The organism is Halorubrum sp. T3, assembly GCF_000296615.1.
Classification (GTDB): domain Archaea; phylum Halobacteriota; class Halobacteria; order Halobacteriales; family Haloferacaceae; genus Halorubrum; species Halorubrum ruber.
The window spans coordinates 1,202,624-1,216,696 of sequence record NZ_JH815330.1 but is presented as its reverse complement, the minus strand read 5'-3'; the positions used below and the strand labels follow the sequence as shown (position 1 = coordinate 1,216,696).

Here is a 14,073-nt window from a genome sequence, read left to right as displayed (position 1 = left end):
CGCCCCACACCGCACCTCATACCTCCCCAGCCTCGTCGCTGGCGGCTGGCGCCGCCAGCGACTCCCTCGCGCGTGCTGTCTCGCGGCCGCCGGGGGCGGCCGCTCGCAGGCACGCGCCACCGCACTATCTTATAAAACATCGTCGCCGAGTTGGAATCTTTCCGGCTCAGTCCAGCCGAACCGCCGCGCCGGTCTCGGAGGACCGGTAGATGGCGTCGATGACGCGCTGAACGCGCAGTCCCTCCTCAACGGTGTTGAGTGTTGGCGCCTCGCCCGCGGCAACCGCTTCGAGGAACGTCGCCTGCTCGGCGGCGTGGGCGTCGCCCTCGCGCGTCTCGACGGTCGCGTCCGTGAGGTGGTGGCCGCCGCCGACGCCCGCCTCGTGGATCGTGAGGTCGTCGCTGCCGCGGTCAAACGTCGCGCCCGCCTCGGTGCCGCGAACGACGAACTCGTCCGTCGCCGGCCGGTTCGTCGCCCACGCGACCTCCAGCGACACCGTGGAGCCGTCGGCGCCGCGGATGAACGCCGACGCGGAGTCGTCGACGTCGAACCCCTCGGGCCCGGCGTCGTCGCCCCACATGTGGACGTACGCGTAGTCGTCGCGACCGCCGAACTCCGAACGCGTCTCCCCCGAGACCTCCACGACCTCGGGGTGATCGAGGAAGTAGAGGGCGAGATCGATCGCGTGGACGCCGATGTCGATGAGCGCGCCGCCGCCGGCGACCTCGCTGGACGTGAACCACGACCCGCGGCCGGGAACACCCCGTCGGCGCACGTAGTTCGCCTCGACGTGGGTCGTCTCGCCGAACCGCCCCTCGTCCTGATAGTGTTTGATCACCCGAACGGGCTCCGCGAACCGGTTGTTGAACCCGACCATACAGAACCCCTCGGCGTCGCGGGCGGCCTCGGCGATGCGCTCCGCGCTCTCGAGCGTGTGCGCCAGCGGCTTCTCCAAGAGGACGTCGAGGCCCGCTTCCAGCGCGGAGGTCGCGTACTCCTCGTGGAAGCGGTTCGGCGTGGTGATCAACACGGCGTCGCAGGCGTCGTAGAGGGCCGCCTCGTCCTCGTATGCGGGGAGGTCGAACTCCTCGTGGAACCGCGCGCGGGTGTCCGCGTCGATGTCCATCCCGCCGACGAGGTTCGCGCCGCGCTCGGCCAGCTTCGTCGCGTGGTGAGTGCCGATGCCGCCGAGACCGACGATCCCCACGGCGACGTCGTTCGGATGCGTCATGGGCGGAATTCACAACGTGTGTTGTTAAGTTTCACGTCCTGCCGGGCGCGCGAGGAACGCGACGCGTCGGGCGACGGGCTGCGGTCAGGCGACAGGGAGGCCGACGGCCGTCGCCGTCGCGGCGTCGATCACCACCGACGCGCCGTCGACCACCGCGGGCGACATCGAGTCGGCGAACTCGAAGAGCTCGCCGAGCGAGTCCGCGTTCTCGACGAGTCCGTCGCGCGCGTCGAGCAGCGCCCGGAACCGCTCCGGTTCGCGGGCGATCACGAACCGACCGACGGACGCGCCGGTCCCGAGAAACGCGAGGAGGGCGAGCGCTCGCGAGATCGCGAGCAACTTCAACAGGATCGGGAGCGCAAGTGCCAGCGCGAGCGCGGCGACCACCCCGGTGACGACCTCACCGAGGGATCCGCCGTCGGCGAGGTCGACGACGCCCGCCCCGGAGAGCAGGACGAACCCGCCCACGAGGAGCGCCAGCGAGCCCCACATGAACGCCGCCAGCAGGCGGACCGGGCCGTCGTAGCCCTTCCCGGCGTCGTCCGGGACGTCGTCGTGGACCCACGGGTTTCGCATACGAGACCTCGGGAGCCGGCGCCCATATAGATCGCTTCAGATCTCGGAAACACCCGGCGTGAAACCGAGTGGCTACTCGCCCGGTCGCGCCCCGGTCATCCACTCGCTCGCCTGCGGTTCGGCCGGGTCGGTGACGACCTCGACGAGCGCGGGGCCGTCCCGGCTGCGAGCGCGCTCGACGGCGTCGCCGACGGCGTCGCGCTCGCGGACGCGCTCCGCGGGCAGACCCATCCCCGACGCGACCGCGACGAGGTCGAGGCCGGTCTCCGCCCAGCCGTAGGCGCCCTCGGGGAACTCGTACGAGCGCTCCGCCTCCTCGCTGATGATCGCGTAGTCGTCGTTGTTGAGCGCGACGACCGTGACATCTATCCCCTCGCTCGCCAGCGTGTGAAGCTCGTGGACGCACATCATGAGCCCGCCGTCGCCGGTGAGTGCGACCACGTCGCGCTCGGGGTTCGCCAGCTTGGCGCCGATCGCCGAGGGGAGGCCGGTGCCCATCGTCGCCCACGAGCCGGGGTTGACGTACGACCGCGGCCCGGACGCGGGGAACGAGACGAGCGTCCACAGCCGGAACCCGCCCGCGTCGGCGGTCACGACCGCCTCATCGGGGACCGCGTCGCGCACCGCCGAGAGGACCTCGACGGAGCGGAGCGGGTCGTCGGGGCCGCGGTCCTCGGAGAGCGCTTCGAACCGCTCGCGGTCAGCCGCGCGGACGGCTTCGGCGCGCTCGGCGCCGGAGCGGTCACGAGACGCCGCCCGCCCGTCCTCCGTGCAGTCGTCGAGCGCGCGGAGGAAGCGGTCGGCGTCGGCGACGACGCCGAGGTCGGTCTCGTAGCCGAACCCCACGTCGTCGCCGTCGAGCGTGACGTGGACCAGCGTCTCCGGCATCGAGACGGACCACGAGGCGGTCGCGACCGCGTCGAGGTCGGAGCCGACAATGAGGCCGACGTCCGCGTCCGCGAGGAGGCCGCGGAGCTCCGCGCTCGCGCCGCCGCAGAGGACGCCGGCCGACAGCGGGTGCGACTCGGGAAGCGTCCCTTTTCCTTTATAAGTCGTTACGACCGGCGCGTCCAGCCCCTCCGCGACCGAGCGGAGCGCGTCGCTCGCGCCCGAGCGCCTGACGCCGCCACCGGCGAGGACGACGGGCGCCGTCGCGTCGGCGAGCAGTTCGGCGGCCTCTGCGACCGCCTCCGCGGGCGGCGCCGGCGGCAGTGAGGGTTCGCGTTCGCCGACCGCCGGCTGGGGCGTCCGGCCCGCGAGAACGTCTTTCGGGATCCCGACGCGGACCGGGCCCTGCGGGTGTTCACGCGCGATACGGATCGCCTCGACCACCGCGGGGACCGCGCCCGCGGGCGAGTCCACGAGGACGTTCTCCTTGACGACGGTGTCGTACGTCTCGGGCGGCGTCTCGTGGATGCCGTCGCCGCCGCGGACCGACCGCTCCGTCTCGACGGCGAGGTGGAGGAGCGGGACGCAGTCGTTCAGCGCGTTCTTCAGCCCGTTCATCGCGTTCGTGTCGCCCGGGCCGGGGACGACGCAGGTGGCGGCCATTTCGCCCGGCTCGCTCGTCTCGGCGTACCCCCACGCCTGATGGGAGACGGCGGTCTCGTGGCGGGCGACGACGAACCGCGCGTCGCGGTCCGCGAGCGCCCGGTTCAGCGGGAGAGTCTGCTTCCCGGGGATGCCGAAGACGGTCTCGACGCCGCGGTCGAGCATGGCGTCGACGACCGCCTCGGCGACGGTCGGGGGCAGGTCGTCGGTCGCGGCCGGATCGGCCGCGGGCGAGGGCTCGTCAGCGTCCATGTCGCGAAGTCACCGGAGTGTGTGTTGAAAGCTTCGCCCGACGACGGTCCGCGGTCGGGTTCGTGGCATCGACGCGGGCGCACGAAGGGAACGGCCGGGAGACGCGACGACCCCCCGCGGTACATACACACTTATACTCACGTGCGTTGTCATATGGTATGAATGCGCTTACCAGAGACACGGGACCTGTTCGCGAGAAAGCTAGAGTTTCCGGCACCCCGAAGCGAGGTGCTTGAGACGGTCGGTGACACGGAGCTGTCGCCGCCGGACGGGGAGTCCACGACGATCCGGGCGGTCGTCGATCGGTCGGACATCGAGACGTTCGACTCGGCGGACGACCTCTACGACACGCTGATGATGCTCGTCGGTGCCCAGTTCATCGGGCGCCGGTACTACGACGACCGCGGCGGAATGCCGGGCGACGAGGAGAACGAGGTGAGCTTCTGATGTCCGTCACGCTCGTGTCGGGGGTCAACGGCGTCGGCCTCTCCAGCGTCTGTCAGGCGGTCCGACGGGGACTCGGAGACGGGTACAAGCTGATCAACTTCGGCGACGTGATGCTCGAACAGGCGGCGGCGATGGGCATCACGACCGAGCGGGCCCAGCTCGGTACGCTCTCGCAGACAGAGACGCGTCGCCTCCAGCGCCGCGCGGGCGAGTTCGTCGCCGAGGAGGCGGCGACGACGAACGTGATCCTCTCGACGCACCTCGCGGTCGAAACGCAGACCGGCTACGTCCAGGGGCTCCCGGTCGAAGTCCTTCGGGACGTCTCGCCGGACGCGTTCGTCCTCGTGGAGGCGGAGCCGGCGACGATCCTCGAACGGAGGCGGGAGAGCGACCGCGACCTCGACGGGATCACCGAACGCCAGATCGACTTCGAGCAGGACCTCAACCGCTCCGCGGCGCTCCAGTACGCGAGAGACCAGAACGCGCCCGTTCGGTTCGTCGAGAACGAGGGGGAGATCGAAACGGCGGCCGAGCGCCTGGCGGACTCGCTGTAAACTACCCTACCCTACTCCCTCGGCGCTACGCGCCTCGGTCCTTGAGGGTAGGGCTTTGATGTGGACTCCCAGCAATCAGTCGCCAGCAATAGGCTGGTAACTCTCGCCGTTCAACGTCCCACCATTCACACGCACGTCTACTTGTGCGTCTCCGTCCCCCGACTTGGGCGAGGAACGGAGTTTGTGTTGTCGCTTCCGAGCGTACCGCACGCCAATATTCTTTGCGGCGTTGTAATCCGCGTTCACTTCATACCCACACTTCTGGCACTCGAACTGTTCGCCATGGCGGTTGCCGTCGTGCGTAAAGCCACAGTCCGTCCGAGAACAGCGTTGGGATGTATGGTTCGGCTTGACCTGCTCCACAGAGACTCCCTCTTCAGGGGCCTTGTAGGAGACGTACTCAAACAGGCGTCGGAACGCCCAGACGTGGTGCCACTTCGCGTGTGGAAGCCGCTCACGAATGTCGCTCAAGTCCTCGAACGCGATTACGTCGCAGTCGTGTTCGACGGCTTCCGAGACGAGTTCGTTGGCGATCGTGTGGATGTACTGTTTTCGCCAGGCTTCTTCACGCTTCCCGAGGCGAAGAAGCGCGTTGTGTGCGGCCTGCGTTTCGCGTTGTTGCATCTCGCCACGCCGCTTCTCGAACTCACGACACCAGTGGTCGTAGTCGTCTCCTTGCCAAAACGTGCCGGTTGAGGACACAGCAAGGCTGTTGACGCCGAGGTCGATACCGAGGACCGTTTGGTCGGAGTGCCCGGTATCTTCCGAAACCTCATCGTCACCGTCTGTTCGCCGCGTCGAAATGTTGAGATAGAACTCGTCAGTGGCCGCGTCGTACCGAAGCGTACTCTCGCGGAACTCGTAGTTCTCGGAGAGTACGTACCGCTCGTAGGGCGTCGGACTGTCTGCCGGGAGAACGAACGACGGTTCGACTCGGCCCTCAACAGTTGCCAGCGACACCTTGTTCCGGGAGAAGGTCGCGCTCCGGGCGTCGTAGTCCATCGTTTCGGCCGTGAACGTCGGTCGAGAGACGCGCTGTCCCTTTTTCCACCGTTCGACACACGCTTTGACGGCTTCGACAGCGCGTTTGATAGCGGCTTGGACAAGTTGGGCTTGGAGGTCCGTCTCCTCTCGGAGTTCGGTGTAGAGCGCGTCACGAACCCCTCGCTTGTTGGTCTTACACTCAGTGTAGGAGGTGTCGGACCAACAGTAGTCGGCGGTTCGGTTCGCGCAGTACAGGTATTGCTCGGCGGTTTGGTGGAGTGCGTCGCGTTGCTCGTCGGAAACAGCGAGTTTCACGACGGCGGTTCGACGCACATTCATGTTTTCAGAGAGTACCCAACGGTACTTATATACTTGGGAGTCGGTCGGTCGCGGTGTGGCGGTTGTGTCGTCCCATGTCGGTTTCCTCCTCGACCTACTCGCTCGCTCCGCTCGCTCCTTGAGGTCGGGGGCTCCACCTCGAAAATGCTGACCGGCCGCCTCGGGCCGGCCCGCACCGCGGGCCGAGGGGGTCGCGTCGCGGGCTGAGGGGTCGCGTCGCGGGCTGAGGGGTCGCGTCGCGCGCTGAGGGATCGCGTCGCGCGCTGAGGGGTCGCGTCGCGCGCTGAGGGGTCGCGTCGCGCGTTACTCCGCGACGTTCGTCTCGCGGACGCGGACGCCCTTCCGACCGAGGTGGCGCATCTGCCGCTGGGCGAACTCCTCTTCGCTCGACCCGCGCGTCGCGAGGACGTAGACTAGCGCGGAGCCGGTCGGGCGCATCGTCCGGCCCGCGCGCTGTGACCCCTGCCGGCGGGAGCCGCCGAGGCCGCTCGCGACGACCGCGAGCTCGGCGTTCGGGAGGTCGATCCCCTCGTCGCCCACGCGGGAGACGACGAGCGCGTCGAGGGCGTCGTCGCCGTCGGCGTCGCTCCCGCCGGCCTCGTCGTCTTCGGCGCGGAATCGCCGGAACAGCTCCGCGCGCTCGTGGTGCGGCGTCTCGCCGCTGATGAACGGGGCGCCGAGCGCGTCGGCGATTTCCCGCCCGTGGTCGAGGTACTCGACGAAGACGAGCGCCTTCTTATCGCGATGGGCGGCAAGCAGGTAGCGGATCTCCTCGACCTTCGCGGGGTTCTCGGCCGCGAGCCGTCTGCGCTCGCGGCCGTCCGCGGCGGCATACTCGCTCTGGGCCAGCTCGTCGCGCCACGGCACGTAGCGGATCTCGACTTCGGGCTCTTGGACGAAGCCAGCCTCGAACAGCGCGTCCCAGTCGGCGCCGATGGGTTGCCCGATCAGGGTGTAGATATCTTCCTCGCTGCCGGTCTCGCTGACGGGCGTCGCCGAGAGCCCGAGCCGGTGTTTGCTCTGGAACTCCGCGGTTCGGGAGTACACGGGGGCGGTAACGTGATGCACCTCGTCGAAGCAGATCAGCCCCCACTTCCGGGAGTCGAAGAGGCTCCGGTGGCGGTCCATCCCCGCGATCTGGTAGGTGGCGATCGTGACGGGGCTGATGTCCTTGGTTCCCCCGTGGTACAGCCCGATATCGCCCGGGTCGACCGTCGAGTGGTCGAGTAGCTCCTCGCGCCACTGGTCGGCGAGCTCGCGCGAGGGGACGAGGATGAGGGTCTCGCCGCCCACGGCCGCGATCGTCGCGATCGCGGCGACCGTCTTGCCGGAGCCGGGCGGCCCGACGTACACGCCCGACTTGCGGTCGAGGAACGTCTCCACCCACGTCGCCTGGTAGTCGCGGAGGTCCGTCGTGAGCTCGATATCGACGGGGTCGCCGGTTTCGAGGTCGCGGTCGTCCTCGACCGGGTAGCCCGCGTCGTAGAGCGCGCGCTTGATCTCGGCGACCGCGCCCTCGTTCACCCACGCCTCCGTGTCGGAGATCGGCGCGCGGAGGTGATCGTCGTCGAGGTGCTGGTCCGCGACGTTCCCCATCAGGCTCTCCGAGGCGGCCGTCAGGACGACGTAGCCGTCCTCGTGGGTCGAGAGCCGGAAGCGGTGCGCGCGGCGCCACTGGTCGCGGACCCAGTCTTCGAGGTGTTCGAAGCGGCGCGGGAGCACGGAGCGCAGCGCGTCGACGAGCGCGTCGGCGTCGTCGAACGGCGCCGCCCACACGTCTTCCTGCCGGATCCGGTAGAGGTACCCGCGGGTCCCCGGCTCGGTGCCGGTGGTGTCGACGAGGTTCGCGAACTGCGAGAGCCGCGCCCGGGTGTACTGGGTGGGGCGGTCGACGACAATCTCGCGGCGCTTCGGGAAGGCGACGACGCGCTCGCGGCTCGCCAACGCGCCCCAGTCGCGCGGGTAGAAGACGACGGGATCGGCCTCGACGTCGAGCCGGTCCACGTCGCCGCGGTCGACGAGCGCTGCGAGGGCGTCGCGGGCCGCGGCCTGCGTGGTACCGAGTCGGCGGGCCACCTCGCTCGCGGTCGCGACCGGGCGCTCCTCGGCTTCGAGCGCCTCGTGGAAGCGATCTACGGAGATATTGTCGGCGTCAGAGCTGTCGGGGTCGGGAGTCGCGTCGTCGTCGGGAGCGTCGCCTCCGGAGTCTTCGCCGGCGTCATCGCCGGTGTCGTCGGTCATCACCGACGCTTCGACCGCGACGCGGAAAGGGGTAGCGTCACCGGGTGGGCGGTCCGGTCGGCCGGTACTCGGCACAAAACATATACGGCGAATTCGAAAAACGTCCGGCCCCATGCTCGACGCTGAATTCGAAGTGTGTACCGAGTGCGGCAACCTTCACATGGAAGGCGGGGCCGGTCCCCGTGACGTATCGGAGTGCGCGGTGTGCGGCGGCCGCGTGAGCGACGTCGAACTCGACGACATCATCGGGTTGTAGACGGGCCCGGCCGAGTTGGCGCCGCCTCCGAGAGGGCAGTGAGGTGAATCATTTTTGACATCCTCCTCCGCCTGAAGGCGGAGGAATCCCGAGCGTTGGGATATTAGGGTTTGCAGACTCCCTGTTCTCTCGGTGTGAACCGTCCGCTCTCGCGGTCGAACAGGAAGACTCCGGGCTGTGCCAACCAGCCGTTATTCATATCCCCCGTCGGGGGACTCTGAGTTATCTTTCTGCGAATGTTCACCGCACCGTTCACGTCTGCGTTCATCGTCGTCTCGCACGACTCACAGACGTACAGACCGCGCTCCACACGATTCGAGCCACGAATCTGTCCGCAACACGAACACGTCTTTGAGGTGTTCTCCTCGTCCACTCGGTCAACGAGGATGCCGTGTTCCTCGGCCTTGTATTCGAGCAGGCGAACAAATCTGTCGAACTCCCATCCGTGGAGTTTCTTGTTCCCCGACTGACCCCAATTCCGCGAGTCGCCGTTCTCATCCTCGCGGATGTCACTGAGGTCGCCAACCGAGATCATCTCCACACTTTCTTCGATACACCGCTCAACAATGTGTTTCGAGAGCGTGTGGAGGAAATGGTCTTTGCGCCGGGAGAGTTTCCGGCGAGCCTTCCGCGCACGCTTTGACGGCCCGTTCTCGCCTTCGGTCTGGTACTCCTCACGGGTGAAGTAATGCTTGTCTTCTTTCAGCGTGTTCCCCGGATACAGTTCACTCTCGCCGTCCTCGTAGTCGATGGCGAGATAGTTGCTGATACCGAGGTCGATCCCCGCCGTGTTGTCACCCGGTGCGTCTTCGACTGGGATTTCTTTCTTACAGACGAGGTGGAGTTCCCACTCGTCGCCGTTCCAGACGGCACGCACTTGCTGGATGTTCTCGACTTCTACGTCGGGGCGAGTTTCGTACTCCACGAGGATGAAGTCAGACCGTGACTCTTTCAGATTGAAGCCTTTCGAGAGGCGGAGCTGGCCGTGCTTGTCGTCGTGCTTGATCGCTCGCTTCTTCCACGTCACGGTGGATCGCGGATGGATGTCGCCACGTTTCCGGTAGCCCGGTGGGTTGTTGCCGTCGTCGGAGTTGTACCAGCCGGTGAACGCTTCAGCAAGTTCTTCGAGAACTCGCTGACTTGACTGAGAATGGAGATCACTGTAGCGTTCGTGGTCTTTCAACTCCGATTTGAGTTCGGCTTCGTCGGGTATCTCACCGCCTTCGTCCCACCGTTCTTGGATGTAGTAGCGTCCGACATTCCACAGTTTGGATGCAGAGAACCCGCACTGGTCGAGGTCGTCACGAACCTGACTGTGGTTCGTGATGCGTGCGACGTAGGTGCGGGTTGTCTCCAGCATCGAACTGTCCTCATAATACATTATGAGAGAGTGTATATTAAAATTAATGACCGGACGTTGAATATCCGATTGGGGTGGCTTCAGTGGGGTGTCGGTCAGAGTGTCGGATTCATCCCGCGGCTAAAGGCGCGGGTATTCTCCTTGTTCTTTATAAGCAGCTGGGACAGCGCGGGTTCGCTCGTCCGACAGCGGCCCGAGTAGCCGCGTCGTCACCGATCTGGCGGGATCGACTCCGATAGTTCAGTTGCTGTTTATAAGTAGCCGCTCTCGCCGCGGAGAGCACTCCAAAGCCCCAGCCGCTCGCTTATAAATGGCTACTGACGGAGCGACGGTGAACGACCCCAAAGCCCCAGCCGCGAGGGCTCGGTGCGCTCGCTGCGGTCCTCGTCGTTCGCTTCGCTCACTCCTGCGGTCCTTGCGTCGCGCGCCTTCGCCCTCGCGGCTGCCCCTTTGAGTCCCACCCGACCACCCCGCACCGCAGCCTCACACCTCCCCAGCCTCGTCGCTGGCGGCTGGCGCCGCCAGCGACTCCCTCGCGCGTGCTGGCTCGCGGCCTAGCGGCCGCTCGCAGGCACGCGCCACCGCACCGCGTAGCCACTGGCAAAGAGCGTGACTACTCGGGAGTCGTTTATAAATCGCGTCGCCGGCTACCGACCCGGTGACCGCTGCCGACACCGCCGCGAGGTGATCCCCTCCTTCGAGCGGAACCGGCAGCCGCAGTCGGTACAGCGCACGAACGGCTCGCCCGGCTCGGTTTCGAGGCGGTGCTCGCCCACCTCGAACGGGCGGGTGACCGTTCTGGGGCGGATCTGGTCCGGGATCGCCGTCGACGCGGACTCGCTCAGCGCGGCGCGCACGGCGATGGTGTCGACGTCGACGCCGTCCCATCGCGAGGCTTCGAGAGCGGCGTCGCGGTCCGCGACCTCGGTCCAGCCGGTGACGACAACCGGGGAGTTCGTCTCCGTGTCGCTCACGACCACGACGAAGCGGACGCCACCCTCGACCAGCGCGAACCGCCAGCCGTCGGTGTTGTTCCACCGGAGCTGCCCCTCACGGATCGCGTCGCTCACGGTGCGCGTCGAGACGTACCGACCGGGCTGTTCGAGCCGCTCGCGGAAGTGGTCGGTGAGCGCGTACAGGGACGGGTCGCGCACGGGCGGATCCTCCGGCGTCCGGGCGGTCGCCTCCCCGCCGTGCGGCGAGTCGACCGACCGATACTCCCGGTTTCGGCCGGTCCGGTCGGTTCGGCCGGCGCGAGCGCGGCGCCGCGCGGGCGACTCCGGCGGCGACCGAGGCCGTACGTCGTCCTCTCGGCTCGCGGCGGCGGTCGTGGAAGCGGTCCGACGCTCCGTCGATCCGGGCCCGAGGGGCTCCGCGTCCCCCGACCCGCCCTGTCGGGATGCCACTACGACACCGTATCGAGCGCGCTCTTAAGTGTGTTACGGCGACACAGGGACTCGACCGTCCGGTCCGCGCCCGGCGGCTCGGGGTCCTACTCGTGACCGGAGACGCGGACCGGCTCGTACGGCTCCTCCAGCCACTCGACGTCGGAGTCGGAGAGGTCGACGTCGAGCGCCTCGACGGCGTCTTCGAGGTGTTCGACGCTGGAGGTCCCGACGATGGGCGCGTCGACGACGTCCTTGCCGGCCACCCACCGGAGCGCGATCTGCGCCATCTTCACGCCCTTCTCCTCGGCGAGCTCCTCGACGCGGCGGTTGATCTCCTCGCCGCCGCCCTCGCGGTAGGGCCTGCCGAGATCGGTCTCGTGTTCCCCCCGAGTCGTCGCGTCGTCCTGTTCGTACGGCCGTGCGAGGTACCCCGCGCCGACGGGGCTCCACGGGATCATCCCCACGTCCTTCTTCTCGCACAGCGGGGCCATCTCGCGCTCCTCCTCGCGGTACGCGAGGTTGTAGAGGTTCTGCATCGTGACGAACCGCTCGTACCCCCGCCGTTCGCTGACGCGGAGCGACTCGGCGAACTGGTGGGCCCACATCGAGGAGGCGCCGATGTACCGCACGTCGCCGCGGCGGACGGCGTCATCGAGCGTCGCGAGCGTCTCCTCGATCGGCGTGTCGTAATCCCAGCGGTGGATCTGATACAGGTCGATCGTGTCCATCCCGAGTCGGTCGAGCGAGTTCGAGAGCTCCTGCTCGATCGCCTTCCGGGAGAGCCCGCTCGCGTTGGGGTTCGACTCGTCCATCTCGCCGTACACTTTCGTGGCGACGACGAACTCGTCGCGGTCGTACTCGCCGAGGACGTCGCCGAGGGTCTCCTCGCTCTCGCCGTTCGAGTAGACGTTCGCGGTGTCGAAGAACGTGATCCCGAGCTCGATCGCGCGCTCGACCAGCTCGCGGCCCTCCTCTTCGTCGAGCATCCAGTCGTGCCCGCTCCCGAAGCTCATACAGCCCAGCGCGAGTCGGCTCACGGTCGCTCCCGTGCCGCCCAGCGTCGTGTACTCCATGTGGAATCCGCCGGCCGCGGGGGATAAAAAACGTCGCGCCGCGGCAGTCGCCTTCGGGACCGGCCGGTCCGGCGAATCGCCGGCCGGAGGGTCGTCACGGGAGCGACTCGCACGCCTCGCCGTCGCCGTCGGCGTCGAGGCCGTGCGGGTCGCCCGTGGACCGTTCCAAGACGGCGTTCGCCTCCGCGCGCGTGTCGAAGTCGTCGCAGTCGTAGTCGCCGTCGGCCGGGAGCGGCGGGAGGTCGGCATCGTCGACCTCGCTCGCGTCGGTCGGGTAGTCGGACTCGTCGAAGTTCCAGAGGCCCGCCCCGCGCTCTCTCGCGTCCGCCTCGGTCGCGGCGTACGCGTCGCGCAGCGCGAACTCGGTGTCGTACAGCCGCGCGTACCCCTCCGTGAGCAGCCGCTCGTTGAAATCCTCGCCGTCGACGTACAGCACCGCGAGGAGGCGCCCGTAGCCCCCGCGGCGGTCGCCGCCCGTGACGACCGTGACTTCCTCGCCGGCGAGCTCCGACTCCGCGAACGCCGACGCCTCGTCGCCCCACGCTTTGAGGTGCGCCCGGCCGGCGTCCGTCTCGGGGATCCCCTCGAACTCGCCGGGCGACGTCGACCCGACGCTCGTCTCGGGCGTGTCGACGCCGAGGAGCCTGACGGTGTCGACCTCGCCGTTCGGGAACTCGACCTCCATCGTGTCGCCGTCGACGACGCGCACGACGGTGCCGGTCCAGGCGGTGTCGTCCGGATCGTTCGGGTCGACGCCGTCCGGGTCGGCCGGGGGCGAGTCGAGGTCGGCAGGCGGCGAGTCGGAGCCGACGTCCGGGACCGGCGCGCCGGCGCAGCCGGCCAGCACGACGAGGAGGACGACGGCGATCGACCGCCAGAGAACGCTCATACCCGCTCGTCGGCCGGAGTGGTGAAAAGTCGGGTGGTGGCGGTGTCGGCGAAATTGAACTTTGTGAACCGTCGGTCGAACCGGCCAGTGAGGTGGTCGGCGTAGTCGTTGCGCACCACGTTGGCGTCGGCTCGCGTGCCGAATTCGACGATCCCCGTCACACACAGTTCTCCGCGATGTCCGCGCCGGTCGGGTCGAACGCGAGCGCCGGGCAGGGTTCCCCATCGTCGACGCGCGCCCCTTCGGCGGCCTCGCCGTCGACGGCGTCGGAGCCCATCTCGTCACGAAGCACCAGGGCGTCCGCGCCGGTCGGGTTGAGGTCGCAGTACCGGCCCGGCTCGTCGTCCCAGAACGGACAGGGGAGACGGTACGCGGTCGCCCGACGGTAGATCTCGCGGAGCCGTGACAGCGCGGTTCGCTCGCCCTCGTTCTCCGGCTGGAGCGCGAGGGCGGCGCCAGCTTCAGAGGCGCGCATCACCGATCACCGCCTCGATGAGGGCCGCGGCACCGATACCGAGCAGCAGCCCCTTCGCCGCGCGCTCGTAGCCGTCGAACGCCGACTCAGCGGCGGAGGCCGATTGCGCGCTCCGGCTCGCTTTATTCGCCGCGACGTAGGCCATGAAGGTGCTGTACTCGCCGAACTCGTCGACGTGGTGCCAGTAGGCGAAGTGCGGCGCCAGCTCCGGCTCGTCGTTTTCGATCGCTTCTTTTGCGTCCTCAAACTCCTCGGTCGTCGGTAGGTCAGTGGTGACCATACCGACACGTCACACGCCCGCAGTATAGTTATTATTGATTAATTAATAACTGAATAAATTGTGAAAGGGAGACGATCACTTCGTTGATTTGCTGAGACACAGAATTACAGGTATCATCAGTTGGATACATGCTTGAATTAGATTTATATGAAACGATAATCAGTTCCCAATATGGCT

Annotated in this window: 15 protein-coding genes; 3 read left to right on the top strand and 12 right to left on the bottom strand. The window is 67.6% G+C overall.

Annotation, left to right across the window (positions count from 1 at the left end):
• Window positions 1–166: 166 nt before the first annotated feature.
• The 3 genes from B378_RS0115250 to B378_RS0115240 all read right to left on the bottom strand — a co-directional run bounded on the left by B378_RS0115250 (window position 167) and on the right by B378_RS0115240 (window position 3,610).
• On the bottom strand, window positions 167–1,231 hold the full coding sequence (locus B378_RS0115250) for a Gfo/Idh/MocA family protein (protein ID WP_017344631.1): 1,065 nt from the start codon (window positions 1,229–1,231) through the stop codon (window positions 167–169).
• Window positions 1,232–1,315: 84 nt separating this feature from the next.
• A complete protein-coding gene (locus B378_RS0115245) occupies window positions 1,316–1,807 on the bottom strand; it encodes a hypothetical protein (RefSeq protein ID WP_017344630.1) in 492 nt (163 codons plus the stop codon).
• 72 nt (window positions 1,808–1,879) lie between these two features.
• A complete protein-coding gene (locus B378_RS0115240) occupies window positions 1,880–3,610 on the bottom strand; it encodes a thiamine pyrophosphate-binding protein (protein WP_017344629.1) in 1,731 nt (576 codons plus the stop codon).
• Between the two features lie 162 nt (window positions 3,611–3,772).
• On the opposite strand from B378_RS0115240, the gene B378_RS0115235 reads away from it, so the two are divergent.
• Window positions 3,773–4,057 (top strand): DUF5789 family protein, encoded by a 285-nt coding sequence (locus tag B378_RS0115235; RefSeq protein WP_017344628.1) that lies wholly within the window; start codon window positions 3,773–3,775, stop codon window positions 4,055–4,057.
• Complete coding sequence (locus B378_RS0115230; protein WP_017344627.1) at window positions 4,057–4,611, top strand: adenylate kinase; 555 nt, start codon at window positions 4,057–4,059, stop codon at window positions 4,609–4,611. The genes B378_RS0115235 and B378_RS0115230 overlap by 1 nt, the downstream gene beginning before the upstream one ends.
• Before the next feature lie 75 nt (window positions 4,612–4,686).
• Here B378_RS0115230 and B378_RS0115225 read toward each other — a convergent pair whose 3' ends face one another.
• Both B378_RS0115225 and B378_RS0115220 read right to left on the bottom strand, forming a co-directional pair.
• On the bottom strand, window positions 4,687–5,934 hold the full coding sequence (locus B378_RS0115225) for an RNA-guided endonuclease TnpB family protein (RefSeq protein ID WP_017344626.1): 1,248 nt from the start codon (window positions 5,932–5,934) through the stop codon (window positions 4,687–4,689).
• Between the two features lie 303 nt (window positions 5,935–6,237).
• Window positions 6,238–8,175 carry a DEAD/DEAH box helicase gene (locus B378_RS0115220; RefSeq protein WP_017344625.1) on the bottom strand — a complete coding sequence of 646 codons (1,938 nt, stop codon included), beginning with the start codon at window positions 8,173–8,175 and terminating at the stop codon, window positions 6,238–6,240.
• Between the two features lie 112 nt (window positions 8,176–8,287).
• On the opposite strand from B378_RS0115220, the gene B378_RS17170 reads away from it, so the two are divergent.
• Complete coding sequence (locus tag B378_RS17170) at window positions 8,288–8,431, top strand: hypothetical protein (RefSeq protein WP_017344624.1); 144 nt, start codon at window positions 8,288–8,290, stop codon at window positions 8,429–8,431.
• A gap of 103 nt (window positions 8,432–8,534) precedes the next feature.
• Here B378_RS17170 and B378_RS0115210 read toward each other — a convergent pair whose 3' ends face one another.
• The 7 genes from B378_RS0115210 to B378_RS0115180 form a co-directional block, all read right to left on the bottom strand.
• Complete coding sequence (locus tag B378_RS0115210; RefSeq protein ID WP_026046316.1) at window positions 8,535–9,791, bottom strand: RNA-guided endonuclease TnpB family protein; 1,257 nt, start codon at window positions 9,789–9,791, stop codon at window positions 8,535–8,537.
• 647 nt (window positions 9,792–10,438) lie between these two features.
• Entirely contained in the window at window positions 10,439–11,197 is a 759-nt protein-coding gene (locus tag B378_RS0115205; RefSeq protein WP_017344622.1) for a hypothetical protein, read from the bottom strand.
• An 86-nt stretch (window positions 11,198–11,283) separates the two neighbouring features.
• Window positions 11,284–12,252 carry an aldo/keto reductase gene (locus tag B378_RS0115200; RefSeq protein ID WP_017344621.1) on the bottom strand — a complete coding sequence of 323 codons (969 nt, stop codon included), beginning with the start codon at window positions 12,250–12,252 and terminating at the stop codon, window positions 11,284–11,286.
• A 94-nt stretch (window positions 12,253–12,346) separates the two neighbouring features.
• Entirely contained in the window at window positions 12,347–13,141 is a 795-nt protein-coding gene (locus tag B378_RS0115195) for a thermonuclease family protein (RefSeq protein WP_017344620.1), read from the bottom strand.
• A complete protein-coding gene (locus B378_RS16915) occupies window positions 13,138–13,302 on the bottom strand; it encodes a hypothetical protein (protein WP_017344619.1) in 165 nt (54 codons plus the stop codon). The genes B378_RS0115195 and B378_RS16915 overlap by 4 nt, the downstream gene beginning before the upstream one ends.
• The gene (locus B378_RS0115185; protein ID WP_017344618.1) at window positions 13,299–13,616 is read right to left on the bottom strand and encodes a hypothetical protein; all 318 of its coding nucleotides are present in this window, start codon (window positions 13,614–13,616) and stop codon (window positions 13,299–13,301) included. The genes B378_RS16915 and B378_RS0115185 overlap by 4 nt, the downstream gene beginning before the upstream one ends.
• Window positions 13,603–13,896 carry a hypothetical protein gene (locus B378_RS0115180; protein ID WP_017344617.1) on the bottom strand — a complete coding sequence of 98 codons (294 nt, stop codon included), beginning with the start codon at window positions 13,894–13,896 and terminating at the stop codon, window positions 13,603–13,605. Before B378_RS0115180 ends, B378_RS0115185 begins: the two co-directional genes overlap by 14 nt.
• Between the last annotated feature and the right edge of the window lie 177 nt (window positions 13,897–14,073).